20 protein-coding genes are annotated in these 23,165 nt (G+C 60.8%); 11 read left to right on the top strand and 9 right to left on the bottom strand.

The features are described 5' to 3' along the window. The first annotated feature begins 1 nt into the window (after position 1). The 3 genes from BS38_RS0114905 (at position 2) to BS38_RS0114895 (ending at position 4,033) form a co-directional block, all read left to right on the top strand. Complete coding sequence (locus tag BS38_RS0114905) at positions 2–1,900, top strand: O-antigen ligase family protein (RefSeq protein ID WP_231511268.1); 1,899 nt, start codon at positions 2–4, stop codon at positions 1,898–1,900. Positions 1,901–2,043: 143 nt separating this feature from the next. Then, positions 2,044–2,517 carry a hypothetical protein gene (locus BS38_RS0114900; protein WP_028271541.1) on the top strand — a complete coding sequence of 158 codons (474 nt, stop codon included), beginning with the start codon at positions 2,044–2,046 and terminating at the stop codon, positions 2,515–2,517. A 97-nt stretch (positions 2,518–2,614) separates the two neighbouring features. Beyond that, on the top strand, positions 2,615–4,033 hold the full coding sequence (locus BS38_RS0114895) for a hypothetical protein (RefSeq protein WP_231511262.1): 1,419 nt from the start codon (positions 2,615–2,617) through the stop codon (positions 4,031–4,033). 461 nt (positions 4,034–4,494) lie between these two features. On the opposite strand, the gene BS38_RS27130 is transcribed toward BS38_RS0114895, so the two are convergent. From BS38_RS27130 to BS38_RS27120, 3 genes are all read right to left on the bottom strand, one after another. Continuing rightward, positions 4,495–4,632 (bottom strand): hypothetical protein, encoded by a 138-nt coding sequence (locus BS38_RS27130; RefSeq protein WP_156037136.1) that lies wholly within the window; start codon positions 4,630–4,632, stop codon positions 4,495–4,497. 208 nt (positions 4,633–4,840) lie between these two features. Continuing rightward, on the bottom strand, positions 4,841–4,984 hold the full coding sequence (locus BS38_RS27125) for a hypothetical protein (protein WP_156037135.1): 144 nt from the start codon (positions 4,982–4,984) through the stop codon (positions 4,841–4,843). A 63-nt stretch (positions 4,985–5,047) separates the two neighbouring features. After that, positions 5,048–5,212 carry a hypothetical protein gene (locus BS38_RS27120; RefSeq protein ID WP_156037134.1) on the bottom strand — a complete coding sequence of 55 codons (165 nt, stop codon included), beginning with the start codon at positions 5,210–5,212 and terminating at the stop codon, positions 5,048–5,050. 382 nt (positions 5,213–5,594) lie between these two features. Between BS38_RS27120 and BS38_RS0114870 the strand changes: the two genes are divergently transcribed. Further along, positions 5,595–6,137: a hypothetical protein gene (locus BS38_RS0114870; protein WP_028271539.1), complete on the top strand. Its 543-nt coding sequence runs from the start codon at positions 5,595–5,597 to the stop codon at positions 6,135–6,137. Between the two features lie 88 nt (positions 6,138–6,225). On the opposite strand, the gene BS38_RS0114865 is transcribed toward BS38_RS0114870, so the two are convergent. The 3 genes from BS38_RS0114865 to BS38_RS0114855 form a co-directional block, all read right to left on the bottom strand. Beyond that, positions 6,226–6,795 carry a DUF6919 domain-containing protein gene (locus tag BS38_RS0114865; RefSeq protein WP_028271538.1) on the bottom strand — a complete coding sequence of 190 codons (570 nt, stop codon included), beginning with the start codon at positions 6,793–6,795 and terminating at the stop codon, positions 6,226–6,228. 207 nt (positions 6,796–7,002) lie between these two features. Further along, positions 7,003–7,818 carry an MBL fold metallo-hydrolase gene (locus tag BS38_RS0114860; protein ID WP_028271537.1) on the bottom strand — a complete coding sequence of 272 codons (816 nt, stop codon included), beginning with the start codon at positions 7,816–7,818 and terminating at the stop codon, positions 7,003–7,005. 633 nt (positions 7,819–8,451) lie between these two features. After that, positions 8,452–9,600 (bottom strand): O-antigen ligase family protein, encoded by a 1,149-nt coding sequence (locus BS38_RS0114855; protein WP_028271536.1) that lies wholly within the window; start codon positions 9,598–9,600, stop codon positions 8,452–8,454. A 793-nt stretch (positions 9,601–10,393) separates the two neighbouring features. Between BS38_RS0114855 and BS38_RS0114850 the strand changes: the two genes are divergently transcribed. After that, positions 10,394–12,664 (top strand): hypothetical protein, encoded by a 2,271-nt coding sequence (locus BS38_RS0114850; protein WP_028271535.1) that lies wholly within the window; start codon positions 10,394–10,396, stop codon positions 12,662–12,664. Positions 12,665–12,860: 196 nt separating this feature from the next. Here BS38_RS0114850 and BS38_RS0114845 read toward each other — a convergent pair whose 3' ends face one another. From BS38_RS0114845 to pdhA, 3 genes are read right to left on the bottom strand one after another with little or no spacing between them, the layout of a single operon-like run. Further along, positions 12,861–14,315 carry a dihydrolipoamide acetyltransferase family protein gene (locus BS38_RS0114845; RefSeq protein ID WP_028271534.1) on the bottom strand — a complete coding sequence of 485 codons (1,455 nt, stop codon included), beginning with the start codon at positions 14,313–14,315 and terminating at the stop codon, positions 12,861–12,863. Positions 14,316–14,319: 4 nt separating this feature from the next. Further along, a complete protein-coding gene (locus BS38_RS0114840; protein ID WP_028271533.1) occupies positions 14,320–15,432 on the bottom strand; it encodes an alpha-ketoacid dehydrogenase subunit beta in 1,113 nt (370 codons plus the stop codon). Continuing rightward, positions 15,429–16,652, bottom strand: a complete 1,224-nt coding sequence (pdhA, locus tag BS38_RS0114835) for a pyruvate dehydrogenase (acetyl-transferring) E1 component subunit alpha (RefSeq protein ID WP_028271532.1) — start codon at positions 16,650–16,652, stop codon at positions 15,429–15,431. Before pdhA ends, BS38_RS0114840 begins: the two co-directional genes overlap by 4 nt. A 159-nt stretch (positions 16,653–16,811) precedes the next feature. On the opposite strand from pdhA, the gene BS38_RS0114830 reads away from it, so the two are divergent. The 6 genes from BS38_RS0114830 to BS38_RS26750 all read left to right on the top strand — a co-directional run bounded on the left by BS38_RS0114830 (position 16,812) and on the right by BS38_RS26750 (position 23,162). Continuing rightward, on the top strand, positions 16,812–17,276 hold the full coding sequence (locus BS38_RS0114830) for an Lrp/AsnC family transcriptional regulator (protein ID WP_028271531.1): 465 nt from the start codon (positions 16,812–16,814) through the stop codon (positions 17,274–17,276). Between the two features lie 170 nt (positions 17,277–17,446). Beyond that, entirely contained in the window at positions 17,447–19,009 is a 1,563-nt protein-coding gene (locus BS38_RS26770; protein WP_081818916.1) for a polysaccharide biosynthesis tyrosine autokinase, read from the top strand. A 257-nt stretch (positions 19,010–19,266) separates the two neighbouring features. Beyond that, positions 19,267–20,184 (top strand): glycosyltransferase, encoded by a 918-nt coding sequence (locus BS38_RS26765; protein ID WP_156037133.1) that lies wholly within the window; start codon positions 19,267–19,269, stop codon positions 20,182–20,184. After that, positions 20,165–21,292: a polysaccharide pyruvyl transferase family protein gene (locus tag BS38_RS26760; RefSeq protein WP_081818914.1), complete on the top strand. Its 1,128-nt coding sequence runs from the start codon at positions 20,165–20,167 to the stop codon at positions 21,290–21,292. Before BS38_RS26765 ends, BS38_RS26760 begins: the two co-directional genes overlap by 20 nt. 56 nt (positions 21,293–21,348) lie before the next feature. Further along, complete coding sequence (locus BS38_RS26755) at positions 21,349–22,371, top strand: glycosyltransferase (protein ID WP_081818913.1); 1,023 nt, start codon at positions 21,349–21,351, stop codon at positions 22,369–22,371. Continuing rightward, complete coding sequence (locus BS38_RS26750; RefSeq protein ID WP_081818912.1) at positions 22,368–23,162, top strand: glycosyltransferase family 2 protein; 795 nt, start codon at positions 22,368–22,370, stop codon at positions 23,160–23,162. Before BS38_RS26755 ends, BS38_RS26750 begins: the two co-directional genes overlap by 4 nt. Positions 23,163–23,165: the final 3 nt, after the last annotated feature.

Genomic DNA, 23,165 nt, shown 5'->3' with positions numbered 1-23,165 from the left:
GGTGGGTTCCTTGCTCGCATTCCTGCCCGGCGGCCTGTTCCGATTTGCCTGGGCAAAGGTGGTGGTTGTGCTTATTGCGTTGGGCGCAGGGCTCCTGGCCGGACGATACAACCGGGAGGCTGCGGGCGGACGGCTGCCGCGGTCCACCGTAGTTCTCCTGGGCGCGGGCTCGGTTGTCCTTTTGATAGCCGCGTTGCTCTCCCCCAGCCCTGCCGCGGCACTCCTTGGCCGGTGGCCGCGCTACGAAGGGGCGGTGGTCCTCGCGGCCTACGCCGCCACGCTGGTCCTCGGCGCAAGAGTCCTGGGCGGTGCGGAAAGCACCTCTAGGTGGCAGGTCCTTCACCGTGCCCTGGCTGTGGTGTCACTTCCCCTGGCCGTGATCTGCGTCCTGGAGTCGGCGGGTTTGCGGCCCTTGGGCGGCGCGGCTGATCTGAGGCCGGGCGCAACGCTGGGAAACGCGTCCGATCAGGGTCTGGCGGGCGTGATGATCGCTGGCGCCCTGGCTCTTCCGTCGCTGCAGCCCGGCAAGTCATCCTGGCTGCTGCGGACAGGGTGCGCCGCGGGAGTACTGATCGCGGTCCTCTCCGGATCGCGCGCGGCGCTGCTTGGTCTGGTTGCAGTGGCCATCGTCTGCGCCCTTGGCGTCTTCCCCGCCAGCCGCACCAGCAAGCAGAGCACCACGAAGAGCCCATTCTGGAAGGGAACGGTCGCAGTGGGAGGCTCGCTCGCAGGGCTGGCGCTCCTCGTGTTCCTGATTCCCGGTGCACGGGACCGTCTCTTCTACGGCGACACAGTGACCGGCCGGTGGCTTCTGTGGCAACAAACACTGGAAATGGCATGGGAAAAACCATGGTTCGGCGTAGGCCCAAGCGGCTTCGTCGATGCTTTTCCGGGCTTTCAGACCCAGCAATGGGCGGTGCAGACGGGCGGTGACTTTCCACCGGATTCGCCGCACTCCTGGTTGCTCCAGGCACTTCTCGCCGGTGGATTTCCGCTGCTGCTCCTAGCCCTGTTCCTCGCTGTGTCCACCCTCCGGACGGCCGTCGTCCGGATCCGCTCCGCCGACGGGACCCACCGGAACACCCTCATCGGTGCGTTGGCCGCCGTCGTGGGTTACGGCGTCGGGCTCCTGACAGGATTCACGTCCCCCGGCACCACGCCGCTGGCTGCCTTCCTCTGCGGAGGCCTCCTGGCGTCAACGCTCGTCGCACCAGCGCCCCGGCCCGAGACGCGCAAGCCGGAAAAATCGAAACTCCGCAGTTGGCCCCAGACTCCCGCCGCCAGAACAGCAGCCACAGCGGCCGGAGCCCTCGCCCTGGTCGGGGGCCTGATATTTGCCGTACCGGCTGCTGCCGCAGAGTGGCCGATGGCGGCCGGCGTGAGCGCCGCCGGGAACGGGAACATTGCCGAGGCGCAGCGCCAGTTCCAGGCGGCGCAGGCGCTGCGGCCGTGGGACAGCGACACCGCCCTGCTGGCTGCGCAGGCCTTTGCCGGGCCGGCCGCCGAGGGCGACCCCGAGGCTGCCGCGCGCACCGTGGAGTGGGCCAAAGTCTCGCTGGCCCGGACGCCGGACTCCGTCGAAGCCGGGCTGGCGCTGGCCGTCGGCCAACTCAACAGCGGGGACATTCCGGAGGCCAAGCTGCAACTGGACGGCATCATCAGCCGCGCTCCGTACATTTCCGGGCTGTACGTGCAGCGCGGCATTGCGTGGTTCGGGCTGGGCCAGCCGGAGCAGAGCATTGCGGATCTGCGGACGGCCGCCGGGCAGTCACCGTCGTCGCCCGTTCCGTGGCAGGTGCTGGCCCGGGTGTACCAACGCGTTGGCCAGGAGGGCAACGCCGCCCAGGCGCAGCAGGAAGCAGACCGGCTTGCAGCCCCGGAAAGCTTGTTACAGAAGTGACAGAAGGTGCAGAAATAAAGTTGAGTTATTCTTGAGCTTTCCTTAACTGCTACTTGATTTTGCTCCCCGAGACTTTTTCTATCGGAGCCGGACAGGCCTCGAAGGTCTGCGGATACGCCGCACAAGTTCAAGGGGAACTTCAAATGAGCAAAGTAGCTGGACGCAAGAAGCGCATCATCATCACCACCGCTGCCCTGGTGGCCATCGGCGGCGGCGCGGCCTTCGCCTACTGGACTGCCGCCGGCGTCGGCGACACCACCACCACAGCCGGCACCTCCACCAACTTCACCATCACCAGCACCGTGGCCGGCCCTGCACTCTCCCCCAACGGCTCCGCTCAGACGTTCACCTTCACCGTCACCAACCCCGGCACCGGTGTCCAGAAACTCACCAACATCACCGCTGCTGTCGCAGGCACCAACGGCGCCGCCTGGACCAGTGTCACCGGCTGCTCAAAGGATGACTTCGCCGTTGGCAGCCCGTCCTTCACCGCCACCGAGATCCCCGCCAACGGCTACATCACCGGCACCGTCACGCTGCAGATGATCGATCGCCCCGGCGTCAACCAGGACGGTTGCAAGGGCGCCACGGTGCCCCTGCACTTCGCCGCCAGCTGAAGAGCTCACGGCATAACCGTCCTCCTAAATACCGCCACGTTCATCCCCCAATGGTGAACGTGGCCCCACCCCCTGAGCCAATGTCGAGAAGGTGCGAATGTCCGGCAGGCGCAACACCAGCTCCCCCGAAAGCCCCCGCGGCTTTCGGCGGGGGCTGGTGCTGTTTCAGCGCCTGCTCGGGCGCGGCGCATTGGCCGGAATCGCCATGGTTCTGGTTGCCCTGATGGGCGCCACGGCAGCTTCCGCTTACTGGACGGCAGCCGGAACGGGAAGTACGACGGCGGCAGTCGGCACCCTGGCGCCGCCCACTAATGTGACGGTCCCGGCGAACAGCACCTCAAGCGTTCCGGTGGCCTGGACCGCATCGGCCGGACCCACCGTACCGACCGGTTATTACGTCACCCGCATCACCGGTGCGACGTCGATGCCCGCCTGCGGGAGCAGCCCGGCCGCGCTCATCACCGGCACCAGCTGCACGGACTCCTCTGCTCCCGAAGGAACCCACTCATACGTGGTCACGGCGGTCCACCGTTCCTGGACCGCAGTGAGCGCTGCCAGCGGAAACGTCCTGGTGTGGAGCATGCAGAGCGCAACGTTCACGGTCCAGCCGGCAAATGTTGTGGCCGGGCAAACCCTGCCCGCCGTCAAGGTGGCCGTCCGCACGGTTGACCTTCTGCCCGTGATGTCGGCCCGGGTCACCCTGGCCATCGGCAACAACCCCGGCGGCGGCACATTGTCCGGCACAGTCACTGCGGACACCGATATGACGGGCGTGGCAACGTTCAGCGGCCTGTCCATCAACAAGGCCGGCTCCGGCTACACGCTCACGGCGTCGAGCCCCGGGGTTGCCGGTGCCGTCAGCGCCCCGTTCACCGTCACGGCAGCGGCCGCCAGCCGGCTGGTTGTCGCCGGCCCTGCCTCGGGCACCGCGTCGGCAACGGCAACGGTGGGCCCCTTCACCGTGCAGCGCCAGGACTCGTTCGGGAACCCCGTAACCGCCGGCAGCACCGAGGTCACCCTCGCGTCGAACTCCGCGGGCACCAGGGTCTTCGCTGCAACGGCCGGCGGAGCACCCCTCACGAAGGTGACCATCCCGGCAGGGGCCGCGTCGGCGTCGTTCTTCTATGGCGACACGAAGGCCGGATCGCCCGTCATCACCGGAGCTGCGACAGGCCTGGGGCAGGCCACGGCGCAGGTCAGCGTGACGGCGGCAGCTGCCGCCAAGCTGGTTTTCGGGCAGCAGCCCACCAACACGGCGAAGGGGCAGAGGATTACGCCGGTGACGGTGCTGGTGGTGGATCAGTTCGACAACCCGCAGACCACGAGTGTAGCCTCCGTGACCATGGACAAGACCGTGAAGCAGGGAAACCTGGGCGGGACCCTGGTACAGAACGCGGTGGCCGGCGTGGCCACGTTCAGCGACCTGACCATCAACCCGGCCGGCGTGCACACGCTGATCGCCACCAGCCCGGGCCTTGGGTCCGTCACCAGTGCGGAGTTCACCTCCGGCGGTTAGCCCCGGAACGTCGCACCTGCCGCCACACTCGGGGACCAGAGGCGGGTGTTCGTGAGTGATACGTATGGGGCTATTGATACAAGTAGTGCCACGTGGGGAAGACGGGTAGCCAGCACTCGTGCACCACCCCCGCGTCTGCTTCTACTGTGGATTCATCGCATCCGGCCGAAGCGGGGCTGCCAACAGGCCCAGGTGGTACCGGTTCCGGCCAGGCGATAACCAAGGGCCCGCCCTTTGGGCTGTGAAGGGGCTGAGCACCCTGCCCGCCCAATGGCGGGCCCTTTACTGTCCAAGAAGGGTCGGTTCCGCCGCCGCGCGCTGCGCGCGGCGGCCAGCCCAACGTTAGACGCGGAACAGCGCTGCTGCCACCACGCCCGCGGTGATCACCAGGAGGATGCCGAGCAGCACGTAACCGCGCCATTTGGGGCCGGAGCGGTGGGGATTGATGTCTACGTAGGGCACTACTGGCGGACCTTTACGGGAACGGGCTTCGCTGCGGCGCCGCGCTTGAGGCGGAGCAGCAGGTATAAAGCGGTGAACGGAATGAACAGGGTTCCCATCAAGGCGCACAGCGCAAAGGCATAGTCAGTCAGGGCCACGGAATTACCTCCAGAATGCGTCGTTGCACTCGAGGCTGGCACGCTAGGTGAATACTCTTCGCGTCAACGGCCGGCAACGAACGGTGGGATCCCCCATGTCGGATCGCTCATCACCCTACGTGTGCCGCGCCCAATTTGTCCAACGCAGTATAGGCGCGCCACAAAACCTGTCAACCCAATGCCGGTTTTAGGCCGTGTGATTCCGGACTCAGCGCCCCAGCGCCATCCAAACCACGACGGCGGTGGCGGCGGCCAGCGCCGCCAGCCCCACGTTGGCCAGCACGCGGAAACGCCGCTTCCGCACTTCTCGCCGCCAGTCCCTGGACGTCAGACCACTCGTATATTTCCCCATGACGGCGATAGTACCGGCACAATGTTTCGGGAAGAACAAGTCACGAAGTTTAAGACGCCGGACTTAGTGCGAGAAACCGTTGGCGTCCCGCAGCGGCGGCGGGAAAGAGCCCCGGGTTTCCGGGGGCATGTTCTGCTGGTCCAGCCAGGATCGGACGGGGTACGGATCATCAGCGACGATGTTCCTCGCCACGAAGCGGTGGAACGCTTCCTTGATGGCTCTAATCATGCACTTACGCTACGGGGCAGGTAACTCCTCTAGACAGAGTGGTCTGTACTCGTCTTTTCGGGGTTTCACCACTCGTTAAAGGGTGAAACCGGTACTTGTTTTTCTGCGGATGCGGCAAAAGTGTTAGCGGGCATTTCCTTCATTCAATAACTGCGAAACCCCCGGCTTTTAAACATTTGCACCACACCTAGCGCCGCTTCCCGGCCGAGGAGCATACTTTTAACGCCGCCCCAATCGATGGATATTTTCCACCCGGACGGCCCAACACCGGCAGTGCCCATCGGGCCGGCCCGGCATCCTGGCGAAGGCGGGGCATCCCGCCCCGTGCTTCGCGTCCCTTGCCGAACAATGAAATCTCGGGTCTCAGAGGGTTGGAAGAAAAATGAGGAATCGCACCAGAACAGGACTGATGTCCATGGTGGCCGCGGCTGTGCTGGCCGTGGGGTTAGCACCCGCTACAGCCGTCGCGCATGACGGGTCCGGCCGCGGCGGCGACTCGGACAAGAGCGATGACTGGAAGAAGAATTCGCAGCAGCGCAAGCTGGTCAACACGCTGCGGGATGTCACATACGATTACCGCTGGCTGGAGAATGCAGAGAAGGACGGCTACACGGAAGTCACCAAGTGCGTCGAGAAGCCCGGCGTCGGCGCGATGGGATTCCACTACGCCAAGGAATCGTTGATCGATGACAAGACCCAGGCCCGCAAGCCGGAGATTCTCGTCTACATGCCCAACGAGCGCGGGCGGATGAAGCTGGTGGCGGTGGAGTACCTGTCCACGGCGGCGGAGCGGCCGAAGCTGGCCGGCGTGAAATTCGACGACGGACCGTTCCCGAAGACCTTTGCGCTGCACGCATGGGTGTGGAAGGACAACCCGGACGGCATGTTCGCGGCCTACAATCCTGCCCATAAGTGCCCGAAGTAGCCGACTCCTAGAAAAGGTCGCCCGTGAAGGGTGGCGGCGCCGCGGTCCTGCCGGGGCGCCGCCACCCTTGCCAACGGTTGCAGGGGTCTTAGCCCTTCGCGCTGATCAGTGCCTTCTGCAGGAGGGGAACCAGTTTGGAGTTCCTGCCCCAGACGGGGTCGAAGATCTGCAGTTCCCAGCACTCGGCCAGCGATTTGGCCAGGGTCTCGTTGGTCCAGTCAGTGTAGGTCTCGTGGGCGTAGGAGGGGCCGCCGGAGCTGCCCAGCCAGGTGAACTCCCTGGCTCCGTCCAGGGTCACGCAGATCTGCCCGTTGCCGGATTCGCCCGGAGGGAACACCAGCACCACCAGGTCCGTTTCCACCAGCACTGCCGAGATGACGGCTGCCGACTGTTCGGTGCAGCGGCCGGTCACAAAGGCGCGCTGTCCGTGGCCGCTGGACATCTCCGCCCCGGGCTGTGAGTCGTCCGTGAGGAAGCCGAGCCGGTTGATGGCGGCCAGGGCCTCGCTCATGGGGCCGTTCTCGCCGGCGTACTGCGGCGCGGCATAACCGGGCACGTAGCTGAGGGAACCCTCAAGCCAGCGGGCGGTCAGTTCGCAAGCGCCTTCAAGCGTGGTGCAATTCCGCCACGCGTCCTCGTCGGGGACACCTTCAAACATGCAACTATCTCCTTCAAGTTCCCCAGTAGTCACTAGCAGAATGTATCACTGCTCACACTCGTTGCGCTCTGTCACTTGTGTAACACGTTGGTGTATTCGGGCGCCTGCACGGATGACGCAGGAGCCCAGCCACGGTTGACGACTTCAACTTTCAAAGGGCAAGCACCCAACTGACATCGGCCTTCTAAGCCGCCATTCGGTCTACCTCTAGTGGTGCGCCTGTGTCTCTTGCAGCCGCTTGATGAACCAGCGGGACTGCTCCGGCCCGTAGGGCAGCACCGGGATGGCCTTGGTGGCGTCGCTGGGGGTGTCGCGGATGGACTGCAGGGCCTGGCGGACGGCGGTGCCCATAGTGTTGGCCATGGTCTTCACGAACTGGTCGCTGCAGGGTTCGCCGTGGCCCGGGATGAGGAATTCGTAACGGTGCCGCAGCGCGGAGATGTGCCGCAGGGCGTCGGCCCATTCCTCCGGGAAGGCGTCCTCGAAGGACGGGTGCGAGCCCTGCTCCACGAGGTCGCCGGCGTACAGCGTGGTGGACGTGCCCACCAACAGGTCGCCGTCGGTGTGGCCCCTGCCCAGGTAGAATAGCGTGACCGTCTGGCCGCCGAGATCCACCAGAACGGGCCGGTCCTTCACGATGGCGTTGGGGACTACCAGCTCGGCGTCGGCGCCTTCACCGGCTGCCATTTCCGGTTCCAGCGCGGCGACCATGCGGCGCTGCCGGTCACCGTTGTCCTCGATCTCACGGGCACAGTTCTCATGGGCGTAGAACTCGGTGACGCCCTCGTCATTGAAGATCGCGTTGCCAAAGAAGTGGTCGTAGTGGGCGTGGGTGTTCACCACCACCAGCGGCAGCTGGGTCTTTTCGCGCACAGCGGTCAGGATTTCGCGGCCCTGCCGGGGTCCGCCGCCGGTGTCGATCACCATGGCGCGTTCGGCGCCGACTATGAGTCCGGTATTGAGCTTCGAACCTTCGGTGGTCAGCACATGGTTGCCCTGGCCGACCTCCATCCATCGCGACATTCTGTTCTCCGTATTCATGCGTTCCGGCGATCTTAGGCCTCGATTCTACCCACGCCTTGCTGGTGGAAGCCTGATGAAAGGCATGCGGCGCGGTGGAGCAATAGGGGCCGGCAATCGCCGGACACTGCCCTGCTGTCCTAGGAGGCGCCGCCTTCGTGCAGACTGACGCTCTGCCGGCGTGGCCGGAGAATAGTATGCGTTGCTGGGGGCCCGGTACCGGCGGTCTGCTGGCTAAAGTTCGTCTGGCCGTCCGAGAGAGACGGCTGGAGTGCGGCTGCCGCAATCAGTCCAGCCACGGTCATTGCCCGGAAGCTGCGGCTTGTCGGGACGAGAAAGGGCGATGATGCCGTGCCAGCAGTTTGCTCCTCAGTAGTAACCCACCGGAAACCTAACCCTGTTTATAATCTCGCTATGGCCACTAAACAGCAAAAGACCCACTGCGAGCCGTGTGGCGTCATGACGAACCACGTCACGTTCTATGGATCGTGTGACGGCGGCAACGGCGCTTTTTTTGTTGTCAGTGTCGAATGCACGCAGCATTCCGCCGTGCCTTCATAGTCTGGGGCCCTATTTCCCCTATCGCCCCCAGGGCATACTGTGCTGCTGCTGAGGCGCTAGCCGACAAGACCAGAGTCAGTGTTCGAGTTCTGTCGACTTGGCTTCTTCGACATGCTCATTCTCCTCGAGCAGTGCAGCTCCACCTCGCCGCGTGCTTTCTGGCGGAGCCACGCGCTTCCACATGGCAATGATCACCACTGGAAGGACCGCAACCCACGACTGCGGATCTACGTCCCTGAATCGCGTGGGGACTTCGAGTATCGCGAGTACTCCGAAACACACTGTGTAGGCCAATGGAAATATATTGCCCACTCCGGCCTCGGCGATGGATACGGACACCAGCCTCCAACAGAGCAGAACTAGGGCCACCAGCAGAAGGACGCCGCCGGTTGCGAGCGCGTGGACAAAAAGGTTATGCCCGTTGAAGGCCACGGCCGTCAGATCGTTGGCTACTTTGGCGATTTCCGAGTACCAAGCATACCCATTGCCAGAACTTGGAGACTCTGCCCATGCGGCCATGCTGGCAGCCCATATCTGCCCTCGGTCAGAAAACGCGCTGAGATCGTCCGTGACGAGCGGCACATAGGCAACCGCAGCCAGCGAGGGGACAACAACAACGAATGACCAAAACCTCCGGGGGGACGCATTCTTGAACCTTGTAACCCACCAGCAAGCGACTAAGAAGACGCCCACTGCCAGCAGTGAACCGCGTGAGGCAGACCACGCCAGCGCAAGTACGGTCACGGCGAATATCCAGAACCGGTCAGAACGACGATGAAGCAGCAAGATGGCTGGCAGCCCGAGTGCGAGAATAACGCCCAACTGGTTGGAGTGATTGAACGGACCCGCGAGAAGTGTGTCTCCGATTATCGCTTTGTCTGCAGTGGACACGTACCCCGATGATCCATGAAGAAGACCTCTAGTAGGAGCGAGCAATCCCATAACCAGGGCAATTGCCGCCGTGCACCCGGTCAACCAGGCGACGGCAGTGAGGTCTTGGAGCTTTGCGTTCAATCGCCAAAGTGCGAAGGCAACTGCCGGTAACGCCAAGGCGTTGAAAGGGATGTTACTGCCGCTCTCAGCACTGGAGAGCATAGCGATCATCCATGGCGCCAGTAGTAGACCGACGCCGAGCAAGCCCAGAGTATCGGTCGCAACTTTGGCCGTGAGCAGTTGCCAGAGGCAAAGCGCAATCAGAAGGGCGGCTGTCAGATAAGCAGCCATAGTTGAAAGACCAGTTGACGCTGCAACGTCCACAACGGCATTGGCTCGTCGTGTTGTTGTCAGGTTCTGAATCAGGCTCGGCAGTGTAGAGGCTGCCCAAGCGAATATGATAATCCAACGCACACCACTATTTGCACTTGCCTCAGGTGCCAGGACTTGACGGCGCCTTTGTCTTGGTCTTTTCATCCCAACGAGAAAGATCAGAGCCAGTACAACCGAAGCGCCAATAGCGGTAATGACCAACATGGTGTCGAGCGAATCGGCGCTCACTGACCCGTGGCCCTTCTAAACCCCGGCGCCCTAACGAGAACTCCTGCAAGAACGAAGACCTGCATCGGGGTCAAGAGGACCCCACGAATGGTGAAGATTAGTCCTACGCCAGCATGCCCTGGATTTGAGACTCTCGACGCCTTCATGCGGCTGTCATCGCGATCCTGTGTTTCCTGCACGTATGACCCCCGGTGTTGTGAGTGCAGTTCCCCATCATAATCGACACGCGTGGACAGTTTCATTCATAGTTTAGTTCGCCTCGCCATCCCATGACGCGCGGCACACGTAGCCGGCGTTCGACGGCTGCCCTAGCGCCCTCCAGAGTCCGACTGGTGTCGACCGGAAAGTTTAACAGCCCTGCGAGCTAGTGCTTCACCGACCTGGTCTTGCGTAAATGAGCATTCGTCACACTGGTCACTCTAGTTAGACTGAGTAACACGATGCTTCAACCGAGTAATCACTGCAAAATAATCACGTAATCTCCACGGTGTTTTATGAAACTCCAAGCAAATAGCGTCTAGGCATGACTAGGGAGATTGGGCAAGAGGATCCGTCGGTATTCCAAAACGACATCAGTGTGAAGCGCCGCGGGTTGCTGAAATTCGGAACCGTGATATCTGCTTTCACCAGTGCTTCCGCGTTGGCAACGCTTGGTGCCAGTACTGCCCAGGCCGCCCCGGCTGCTCCAGGGGACAAATACGTTCCCATGGCAGAGAAGGGCGCCCCGTCGGGTGTGGCAGCCCTAGATGCCAATTCGAAGATCCCGCCTGCCCAGCTTCCAGACCTCTCGGCTACTTATTCGAAGCGCAGCTTTGTCGATGTGGAAGACTTCCGAAATCTCTCCGGCGCCGACGCATCCGACGACGTCTGCATCCAAGCGGCCATCACCTACGCCAGCGCCAACACGATCCCGCTGGTGAAGTTGACGCGCAAGGCGTACACGATTCGCAAGCAGATAAACATGGCTGGCGTGTACAGAGTCTGCGTCGAAGGGCTCGGTCGAGACCAGACAGTCATCACAGTCCCCGGGACGCTGGCTGACATCAACGTCGCGCTGGGCTCCGCATTCACAGCCACTGGATCCGCCGGCGGTTGCGGCGGTCTCACCTTCCGAAACTTCACGGTGCAGGGCACAATCGTTGATGATACGAATGGTGTCCCTCGACGGTCCCGCACCAAGGCAGGTGGTGCCGGCGTCTCTCAGGCGTTCACGTTCAGGGGCGACCTCACTCCGCAGTCAACTGGTGGTAGCGACACCAGCCTGTACGCCATCACGGACATCCGCATCGAGAACGTGCGAGTAGCCCACACCAATACACTGCCACTCCTGCTTTCGGGTGTGCGCGGTGATGCATCAGTAACCAACTCGCGCTTCCACAACACCATGGATCCTGGCTGGATATTCTGCGAAAGGGTCATCGCACACAACCTAGTCACAACTAACGGTTCCGACAATGGCTTCTCAATCAGCCGAGGAAACCAAAGGGTTATAGCGTCCAACCTACATGCCGAAAACTGCGCCGCCTACGGGATCTGGATAGGCGGATTTCTTGTCAACCAAAACTCCACCGACTATGGCCCCTCCAACTTCAACGTCTCGAACATCACCGCCATCAACTGCGGACTGGGCGGGGTCTACCTAGACGATGCTCCTAAAGATGGGAAAGTAACCGGGATTTATGTAAAAGGAATGCTACGTGGCACGCCCTCAGGAGACTTCGGAGACGCGAGCTCCGGGATAGGTATCCGCATCGGCGGCTCCCCCTCGAACGACTTGGCGAATCAGGTGGCCCTTGCAACAAATATTGAGATCAGCAACTTCGTGCTGATCGATTGTGCGAAGGGTGGCGTCATCGTATCCGGAGCGCAGGATGTCACTGTGCGCGACGGAATGATTATCAACCCCGGTTCCTTAAACGACTACACAGGAGCGATGATTGTAGACACGAGTTCATCCGAAAACTTCGGGATCGCCGCGAAGGCGGGCAGCACCAGCAAGATCACTCGCTTCTCTGCCCACAACATCGCCGTCGTGGACACGCGAACAAAGCCATTGCTCAACTACCCCATCTTCCTGACCGGAACCGTAGACGCAGTCTGGACGAACCTGCGCGGGGTCAACTCTCGGCGAACCGTCCCCAGCGATTCGAGCCTCTACCGGGAATTCTCCGGCTCCATAAACTTCAACACCCTAATCCGCCACGTAGCGGGCACTGTAGCCGGATCAAACGCGGCGGCCGGCACGGTGGTCGGGTTAGGCGTGAACGGTGCAGCAGGTTCCCGTCGAGTCCTTGGGCAGGGCCAAACGGCTGGAGTGTCCCGCGCCGAGCTTGCTATAACGAGCGATCCCGAGTCGGGCTCGAACGCCGGATCAAACGTTGAGCTCACTACCCGAACCGATGCGGGTGGGGCGCTTCACACGATATGGCAGATCGCGCGAAACATGGGCACGCATGTCTGGAGGCGCGCTTACGTCGACAGCAGGATGTCTCAAACGCTTGCCGCCGAAGGTGCAGTAATCATTGATGCGGCGGTCGGCAACATCCAGTCCATTGCTCTGGGTGCCAACGCCACGGCGTCGACCATTATCAACGCGTCAGTAGGGCAGCGCCTCACTATTGTCTGGTGCCAAGACGCCCTCGGTGGGCACACGTATGCGTGGCCGGCTGGCGTCAAGTTTGCAGGCGGCGTTGCTCCCACTGCCTCCGTAGCGGCATTATCGCTGGACTCAGTCACGTTCGCGTACGACGGCACAAACTGGGCTGAAATTGGGCGGGCACTAGCCGTCAAGTGATTCTGCATCTGCTGTAAGGAGTCGAAGTTAGGCTCCCAGGAGGCTGGATCTGAAGCTGATGATCCGGCAAGGACACTTAGCCCACGCTACGGAGCCACGCCAGTGGCAAGGTGTGAAAAAATATCAGTACATGCTAAGTCGCGGCACCTTTAGTGGAGATCCCGCCGCTCTTGTCTCCCCATCGAGCCCCTTCGCATCAGATATCCGCGAGCACGCCGCCCGGGCTCTCGATCGCGTCCGCCACGTACCGAAGGAACCCGCCAGCGGTCCCGCCGTCGCAAACCCGGTGATCGAAGGTGAGCGTCAGCTCGGTAACTTTACGGACTGCCAGTTCCCCGTTGACCACCCAGGGCTTGTCGATAATGCGCCCCACGCCCAGGATCCCGACCTCCGGGTGATTGATGATCGCGGCTGAGCCGTCCACTCCGAAGACACCGTAATTGTTCAGTGTGAAGGTACCGCTGCCCAGCTCCGATGGCGTCGCCTTTCCTGCGCGCACCACGGAGGTGAGCCGTCGAATTTCGGCATCCAGCTCGCGGGCACTCATCTTGTCGGCGTTGCGAACTGACGGCACCATAAGTCCGCGGTCAGTCTGAGCTGCGAAGCCCAGGTTGACACCGTCGAAAGCGACGATTTCCTGACTCTCCCCACCAACAGCGTCCTCGGTAGTGACTAGCCGGGTGTTCAGCTCCGGGTATTTCTTCAATCCAGCTGTCACAAACCGCGCAATGAAAGCCAGCAGGCCGGGGGTGTTGTGCGGGTCCGACTTCTTCAACGCGGCACGCATTTCCAAGAGAGCTGTGGCGTCAACGTCGACCCACACCGTTGCCTCGGGAATCTCGAAGCGGCTGCGGGACATGTTGGCGGCAACAGCTTTGCGAACGCCTCGGACAGGTGTCCGGGCGGTGATGCCGAGACCTGTGCGGGAGTCGGTCTCGCTGCGACTGGTTTCGACGAAAGTAGCGACGGATCGCCTGGTTTCGACAGGCTCAATCACCGACGGACGTGCCACCGCAGGGGCGGGAGCGATCGCAGCTTCGACGTCCTTGCGCATGATCAGTCCGCTGGTTCCCGAGCCCTGTAGCCCGCTCAGGTCAACTCCGTGGTCGCGGGCCATCCGGCGGACCAAAGGCGAAATCACGGCACCGAGCTTGCCGGGAACGCGGGTGCGGAGGAGCGTGACATCGTCGGCAGACTTCTCCGCGCTGGTGATTTCAACAGGCTCAATCACCGATGTTACGGACGCCGATGACTTGCGTGCCCGCGTGCGACGGGCTAGGCCATGTCCTCCTGGTGTTCCGTATCCGATGAGGACGTTGCCGGAGCCGGCTTTTTCCTCTTCACGGTAGGTTTCGGCCGCGGCGGTTTCGGCAGGTGTGGTCTCGACAGGCTCAGCCGCCGGGGATCCAATGGATGTGACCGAGATCAGCGGCTTCCCGACGTCGAGCGTCTGGCCCGGTTCCCCGTGGAGCACGGCGACGGTGCCGGCGTACGGGGACGGGACCTCCACCATGGACTTCGCTGTCTCAACTTCGGCGATGGGCTGGTCTACTCGGATTTCGTCGCCCACGGCAACGAGCCAGTTCACGAGTTCGGCTTCGGTGAGGCCTTCGCCCAGGTCCGGCAGCAGGAATACTTTCGTTTCGCTCATCTGATCAGTCTTCCCACTGGAGGTCGTCAACGGCGTCGAGGATGCGGTCCACGCCGGGCAGGTAATAGTGCTCGAGCTTCGGCGCCGGGTACGGGACATCGAAGCCGGTGACGCGGCGGATCGGCGCGGCCAGGTAGTGGAAGCAGCGTTCCTGTACCCGGGCCACGATCTCCGAGGACACCGATGCAAAGCCATGAGCCTCGGCGATCACCACGGCACGTCCGGTCTTGCGCACTGAGGCGCAGACGGTTTCGTCGTCGAACGGCACGATTGAGCGGACGTCGATCACTTCGAGCGAGCGACCTTCCTCCGCCGCTGCAGCAGCAGCGGCCAGCGCGGTGGGCACGGACGGCCCGTAGGCGATCAGCGTGGCATCTGTGCCGGGGCGGGCGACGACGGCGCGGCCTTCCGAGGACGTTCCCCGCTCGGTGTTGACGGCGTGCTCGGCGCGGAGTGCTTCTAGGTCCACCAGGTCCTTGGACCAGTAGAGCTTCTTGGGCTCCATGAACATCACCGGGTCGTCGGAGTCGATGGCTTCCCGAAGCATGCGGTAGCCGTCGGCCACGGTGGCCGGGGTGAAGACCTTCAGGCCGGCAGTGTGGGCGTAGTAGGACTCGGAGGAGTCACAGTGGTGCTCGACTCCCCCGATGCCGCCGGCATAAGGGACGCGGATGACAATAGGCAGTTTGACCGTGCCCTTGGTCCTGTTGTGCATCTTGGCAACGTGGCTGACGATTTGCTCGAAGGCCGGGTAGGCAAAGGCATCGAACTGCATCTCGATCACCGGGCGCATGCCGTTCATGGCCATCCCCACGGCCATCCCCACGATGCCGGACTCGGCCAGCGGGGTGTCGAAGCAGCGGGATTCGCCGAAGGTCTTGGTGAGGCCGTCGGTGATGCGGAAGACTCCGCCGAGCATCCCGACGTCCTCGCCGAAGACCAAAACAGAGGAGTCGGCGTGCATGGCGTCGGCCATGGCGGTGTTCAGTGCCTTGGCCATCGTGATGGTCTGCGGGCCGGTAGCTTCGGCCGAGGCTGCTGCCTTGGCGGCGGCGCGGGCGGTTGCCGCGCTGACGTTGCCGTTGACCTCGGCGGAAGTGGTGGCGGTGGGGCTCATTTTGCGGCCTCGTCCCGGGAGATTTCGTCGGCGAGCATGGCGGCCTGTTCCTTCAGCTGCGGGGTGGGGGTGGAAAAGACGTACCGGAAGAGGTCCTGCGGGTCGACCGGGACGTCCTCGCCCAATCCTTCGCGGAGCTGCGTGGCAACTGCCTCCGCCTTCTCCGCAATCCGGGCGGCGCCGTCGTCGTCCAGCAGTCCGCGGTCCGTCAGGTAGGTCTGCATCCGCTTCAGCGGATCCCTGGCCACCCACTGGGCCACTTCGCTGTCCTGGCGGTAGCGTGTGGCGTCATCTGCATTGGTGTGCGCCTGCATGCGGTAGGTGTGGGCCTCTACCAGGAGCGGGCCGGATCCTTCGCGGGCCAGCTTGACCGCACGGCCCAGCACGGCAAGGAGGGCGACGACGTCGTTGCCGTCCACGCGTTCGCCGGCCATGCCGTAGCCCACGGCCTTGTGCGCGAGCGACGGCGCCACGGACTGGTGGGCCAGCGGCACCGAGATGGCGTACTGGTTGTTCTGCACAAAGAACACGACGGGCAGGTGGAAGACGGCCGCGAAGTTCAAGGCTTCGTGGAAGTCGCCTTCACTGGTGGCTCCGTCGCCGCACATGGCCAGGACAACCGTGTCCTCGCCTCGGAGTTTGGCGGCGTGGGCGACGCCGACGGCGTGGAGCAACTGGGTGGTCAGCGGTGTGCACTGGATTCCAACCTTGTGCTTTGTGGGGTCGTAGCCGCTGTGCCAGTCTCCGCGGAAGAGGGTCATGGTCTGGACGGGGTCCACGCCGCGGGCCATCACGGCCACGGAGTCGCGGTAGGTGGGGAAGATCCAGTCGCCGTCGGCGAGGCAGAGGGCGGCCGCCACCTGGCAGGCCTCCTGGCCGTGGCTAGACGGGTAGACAGCCATGCGGCCCTGGCGGACGAGGGCGGAATTCTGGTCATTCACGCGGCGGCCGACGACAAGCTGCTCATAGGCATCAAGCAGTTCGGCGTCAGCCGGCAGCGCGTATTCGTGGCCGGGCTGGGCGCCCTGCTCGGTGTGGGGGTTCAAGGTGCCGTCCGGATCCACCATCTGGATCTGGTGGCGGGCCGGCAGCATGTAGTCCTCCACTGTGATGCCGAATTTGCGCACAGCCTCGGCTGCGGCGCCCTCGCTTACGTGGTTCCCGGCCGGCTGTTCCGGTGCGTCCTGCCCGATGGCGGTGTGGTCCGCGGAGATCGTCATTGGTCCGTCCTTCTGTAGCCACTATTCGCTTCAAGTATCGCCCTGAAGGAACTTTCGTATCCAGTCCCGGCGCAAATCGTGGAGAAGTAAGAAATTTTGGCCTAGTCTGAAAGACGATTTGTAAGTGTGAGCTGCGTTACCGGCGGGAGTTGTGGACAAATGGCAGAGACCGAGGCGGACCAGGTGGCGGTGCCACTGGATGACGTGGACCGGAACATCATCGCGGAGCTGACCCGGGACGGGCGGATGTCCGTCACCCAGGTGGCGGAGAACGTGCACATCTCCCGGGCGCACGCCTATACGCGGATCGCACGCCTGACCGGCGAGGGCGTGCTGACCAAGTTCACGGCACTGGTCGACCCTATTAAAGCGGGGCTCAAATCGTCCGCCTACGTGACCCTAAAGGTGAGGCAGCATTCGTGGCGAGAACTGCGTGAGCTGCTGCGGGCCATCCCGGAGGTGCATCACATTGCTCTGGTAGGCGGCGACTTTGATGTCATCTTGCTGGTCCGGGCCGTGGACAACGTGGACCTTCGGCGAGTGATCTTCGATCAATTGCAGTCCATGCCGGGCGTGCTGGATACGCAGACGTTCCTGGTGTTTGAGGATGTGGATACGCGGTAGTGCGCGGTTAACGCCATCTGGAATGTGCAGCACGGCCGTTCAGGGGCGGACGTCACGATGTCAGTTACGTGAAACCTCAGCAGGTACAATTTGACTGACCGCAAGAATAAAGCCGTTCTGGGGACGTGCCATGCGGCAAATCTCCAGATCGTGAGACCAGGGGGCCACGGTTGGACCTGCGCGACTATTTACACATCCTACGCACTAACTGGGTTCTCATAGCGACCTTTGCCTTACTTGGAACCGGCATTGCTGGTGGCGCATCCGTGCTTATTAAGCCCACCTATACGGCCGAAACTCAGTTATTTGTTTCCATCCAAAGTTCCGGTTCGGTCCAGGAATTGCAGCAGGGGAATACGTTTAGTCAAGCCCGGGTTCAGTCATACGTGAAAACGGTGGCGACGCCTGTTGTGCTGCAGCCAGCCATCGACAGCCTCGGACTCCCAATATCTGCCGGTGACCTCAGCAGCCGAGTCAAGGCATCATCCGATTTGAATACTGTCCTAATCAATATTTCGGTTACGGATGGATCGGCAGTCCAGGCGGCAGCCACCGCTCAAGCCGTGGCCGACAGTCTCATTAAAGCGGTAGACACGCTTGAGAGGCCCAAGACGGGCGGATCCTCCCCCATCAGTCTCTCAGTCATAACCCCTGCCACGGCTCCAACGGCACCCTCCGCACCCAACACAAAGCTCAACATTTTGCTTGGACTTATGGCTGGATTGATTTTGGGGCTTGGTCTATCCCTTCTTCGAAGCATCTTGGACACGCGAATCAAGGGTGAACCGGACCTTCGAAATGTCACGGATGCGCCGCTGTTGGGGCGCATCGCTTTTGAAGCTGATGCGCAAAAGAAGCCCCTATTGACTCAGGCTGCCATTCAGAGCCCTCGTGCTGAGTCATTTCGACAGCTTCGCACCAACCTTCAATTTGCCAACGTGGCCGGCCACGCTAAGACGTTCGTTGTCACATCCTCCTTGCCGGGAGAAGGAAAGAGTACGACGGCAACAAATCTTGCCATCGCGCTGTCCGAGGCAGGCCAATCAGTCTGTCTCGTTGACGCTGACCTCCGGCGTCCGATGGTCGGCGAATACTTGGGCCTTGAGCGAAACGCTGGATTAACGACTGCTCTTCTGGGAGCCGCTGACATAAACGATCTTCTGCAGCCGTGGGGTCAAGACAACCTGTACGTCCTCACTTCGGGGCAGATTCCCCCCAATCCCAGTGAACTTCTTGGGTCAGAAGAAATGAAGATCCTGCTTTCACGGCTTGAGCAAGCTTTCGACACGATCGTGGTCGACGCTCCACCCCTATTGCCCGTGACGGATGCGGCTGTTCTTTCTCAGCATGCTGGTGGTGTCGTCGTCGTCGTCGGCGCGCAAAAGACCCGCACCCAGGATTTGCAGAAAGCTCTAGAAACGCTCAATCTCGTGGATGCCAAGGTACTCGGTGTAGTTCTCAACAGGCTGCAAATGAAATCAACTGACGCCTACTCCTACGCCTACTACAGTGCAGAGGCCAACCAACCGAGTGAAAATTTCGTCGGTGCAAATTCTGATGCTAGAGCCGCTCGAGGAATCCTGCGGCAGAATTCACGTGGCGGGACTAACCATTCAATAAGGCCGGGCACCCCCGTCGATCGTAAATTCTCGGGTTCAAATCACGACGACGACGAAGCGCTAAGTGTGACCCGCGAGGCACGCACGTTCCCTCAAGGGCTCAACAACCACTAGCCGCCCCCTAGCGCGTCTTCTACTCATTTCGAACTGCGGTAAATCACACCCTCCGCCAAGTGAGTTTCTCCAGATAAAGGTCTCCTACTGTGACATCCCCTGAAGCGCCCTCCCACAAAAGCAAGTCCACCCTAGTCGTAGTCCCTTGGCTCGAAGGCGGGGGCGCTCAAGGCGCTCTCGAGAATCTTCTTCAGAAGTTGCCTTCGGACGAGCTGACTCTGGTAATTCTGTTCTCGGGAAGCCGGAACCACGAACCAGTGAAAAAGCTCGTGCAAACAACTGTCGAGCTTAACTGTCCACGCAGTATCTTCGGTGTGCTGACCGCTGGTAAGAAGCTTCATCCTCTCCTCAAAGATGCAACGTCGGTCTATTCACTGATGCGCGCGAGTCACCTTGTACTCGGACTACTTCCAAGCGCCGCGCTCCAAGGCAAACGACTTGCCGCAACATTTCATCAGCTGCCATCCCAGGACTCCGTCGGTCTTCAGGGACGCTTGGAAGATCTGCTGGTAAAAAGGGGAGTCAAGTCAGCGGGATTGATTACGGCTCCCTCGGCAAGGGCGGTTACCGAACTCATCGACGGGAAGTTCGGAACATCGAGAAACACTCAGCTCGAGCACAATCTTATTTCGTTCTCCGATCGCCCGAAGACGCAGCCACGAACTGGAAGCTTAGACTGCTTGAGGCTCGTTTTTGCTGGGCGAATTACGAAACAAAAGGGACTCGACCGGATTCCTGAATTGCTGGCAGCTACTTCAATGCCGATTCACCTGATTTGCTTGGGAGATGGTGACGAAAAAGCCAAGATTTCTAAAATCGTCCAAGAAATAGACGAACCTCATCGAGTGGAAATGATTCCCCATGTGGACGACATTGACTCATATTTCGATTGGTGCGACGCAATATTCATGCCGAGCCGTTGGGAACTAAACCCGCTCGTAATATGGGAAGCCCGCGCACGTGGTCGCGGTGCCATCACATCTAATATAGATGTCTTCCACGATTTAGCGTCGAGCGGACCAACTTGGATGTTCAGCGACGCCAACTCTTTTGCCACAACCGTCACGCAACTATCCCAGGATGAAGAAGAACGCTCACGTGCGTTCGAATACGCACTCGAGTCCATCCACGAGCTAGATACAAGGAGCGCAATAGTTGAATACTTGGACGTCTGACGATCCCAAAGTCTTATTGCTTCACGCCTACAGTCCCAAGAACTCCGGCGATGGTCTGCTGGTTGAGCTTGCCCGCGCGACAGTTCTGAAAGCCCTAGGATCGGCTGATTTTCGTGTTATAGCTTCGGACGCAAGCGCGTTCGAAAGCGACGAATACAAGCAATGGGGTCCCCCAGTCGTCGGTGATTCACCGAGAATTCCGCGCCGCCTCGCAATGCTCGCGACAGGCGTCCTGGGCGGCTCCGAGTCAATTCAGGCACTAGTCCGTGAAGCCGACCTGGTGGTTGCTGTGGGTGGCGGCTACTTGAGGGGAGGAAGTCTCGGACCCGCAATCAAGAGCTGGGGTGCTCACTTCGGGCAGCTACGTCTGGCTGCTGGAGAAGGCCAGAAGGCCATCTACCTGTCACAGAGCATCGGGCCGTTTTTGGGTCTATACAAGCGCGCCATAGCCAAGAACCTTGCAAAAGTCCACACCGTATATGCCAGGGACGATAGGTCCGTAAGCGAATTTTCTGATGTTGCCTCCATCGTTCGAATGCCAGACATGGCGGTTCTTGAGTTGGCCTCGGCACCACAACACCCTCGGGCATCACTCGCGCTGGGTGCGAAACCCGTTTTTATTGCCCGAGAACTCACAAAACCGCGGAACTACTACGGACTATTGGACGAAGCAAGTAAATCGGGCCAATTCGAGTGGGCACTCCAATCGACAGGAGGGGGTAACGATGATTACCCCCTTACGAAAAGGCTGGGAAACCAGGAGCCTCGGACGATGAAAGCAGTCCTGGCCGACAATGCGCCGCGAATAATTGTAAGTACGCGACTGCACGGCGCGTTGTCGTCGCTCATCGCCGGGTTTCCGGCAATACATCTCAGCTACGAGCGCAAGGGCTGGGGTGCATATGAGGACCTGGGGCTCGGAGACTTCGTCCTAAACGCCAGAGACGCGACACTTCCGCAGATAAATGACCTCATGGATCGGATCCGTGCACACCCGGACGACTTCTGGAACATCATCGAGGTTAATCGAGTGAAAATTCAGGAAATGCACGAGGACCTGATAGCTACCGTTCGCTCAATTGCTACCCATCCCTCCAACACTAACTAACTAACTAAGGCCAATTTGGGGGTTCCGGATTGAAGATTTTACATGTCACTGAGGCTATGGGCGGGGGGGTGCAGAATGCGATCTCAAAGTACACCCAGATACTCCCTGCTCTGGAGCACGTTGTACTAGGGCGACCACGGACTGGCGAGGCCTCGGGAGAGTTCACGAGTGATACCCGTGTAGTTGAATACACCGGTGGAATGCTGAAGTATCTCTTGGAGGTGCGCCGTCAAGTCGCCCTTGAGCGTCCGGACGTGGTGCACCTGCATTCGAGCTTTGCTGGGCTTTCGAGACTTCTTATCCCCCGTGCCTTTCCCATCGCATACTCGCCACACTGTTATGCATTCGAAAGAAAAGACAAGAACGTAGCCTGGCGCGCCACCCTTTGGATGGCCGAATGGGTTCTAGCACGTCGGCGACAAGTGCTGGTGGCAGTAAGCCCACATGAGGCACGCCTAGGAAAGTCGCTTAATTCCAAAATGGATGTCCACTACGTGCCGAATGTCGTGACAGAATCCGATCTCACAACTGATAAAACGATTCTTCCATCCGTGACAATGGTAGGGCGCATTGGGAATCAGAAAGACCCGCGCCTGTTTGCCGCGGTGGCACGCGAATGCCGGGGCGAAATCGACTTCCATTGGGTGGGCGACGGAGACACGGACCTACGAAACGAACTTCTGAGTTCTGGGGTTCGAGTCAGCGGTTGGGTCGAACCACGGCAAGCCCGGCGTTTGGTGTCTGAGTCGCATTTGTATCTGCATACGGGATCATGGGAAGCGGCGCCGATATCCGCTGCAGAAGCGGCGGCCAACAGCGTTCCGGTCATTGCACGCGCAATTCCTACGATGGAATCATTGGGGTACTTCACGGTCAACGGATCAGTTGCAGATTTGTCCCAATCCGTTAAGCAATACTTCTCAGACCACCAATTCCGCCAGCAGGTTGCAGCGCAGACCCTTGAATTGGCGAATACGCTCGCGCCAAGCAGCGCCTACGCGCCGCTCTCAAGTGCCTACGTCGCGGCTGTTGGACCCAGCAGCCCTCAGCCCCTCTCCCCTAAGAAGAGCACAGAATGAAGATAAGTGTAATCACCATCGCCTACAACGATCTTGAAGGGGTGCGCAAGACCGTAAACAGTGTGCAACAGCAGAGTTATGCCGAAATCGAACACATCGTCGTCGATGGTGGCTCCACGGATGGAACCCGGGAATTTCTAGAGAGTCTGGACGGGTCGGTGCAGTGGGTAAGTGAACGCGATAATGGTCGCTATGATGCCATGAACAAGGGTGCGAAAATTGCGTCGGGCGACCTGCTGTGGTTCATGCACTCAGCAGATATATTTCATTCGAACTCTAGTACCGATTTCGTTGCCTATGAATTCTCTAAAAACAAATTTGATTGGGGCTATGGCCTTAGCCGAATCGTTGACGACAAGGACACCTTGGGAATCGCTGGCCAGATTCCTTTCGAGCATGCTCGATTCCTCATCGGCGGTAAAATAATTCCACACCAAGCATCAGTCTTCTCTCGTGAGTTTTTCTGGGCCCTAAACGGATATGACACTGAATTTGGGCTAACGGCCGACCAAGAATTTATGATGCGGGCGTCGATGGAATCACTGCCAAGCGTATGGGCGGAAGTTCTCTGCGACTTCGACGCGGGAGGCGCCGGATCAACTCGAAATGCGTGGGCGCACTACCAGGACATGATTCGAGCGCGATCAATATCAAAAATAAAGGTAACAAGCTCCGCTACTTTAGATTCAGCGTTATCCATATTCTTTTGCGGGTTCACAATGGTCGACAGGATTTTGCGTCGACCACTTCGGAGATCGAGTCCGACCGTCACCATAGCAGGATCGAGATGACGA

Origin of the sequence: Arthrobacter sp. UNC362MFTsu5.1, assembly GCF_000685965.1 — a bacterium.
Taxonomy (GTDB): domain Bacteria; phylum Actinomycetota; class Actinomycetes; order Actinomycetales; family Micrococcaceae; genus Arthrobacter.
The sequence above is the reverse complement of the archived record's forward strand: the minus strand, read 5'-3'. Positions and strand labels throughout refer to the sequence as shown.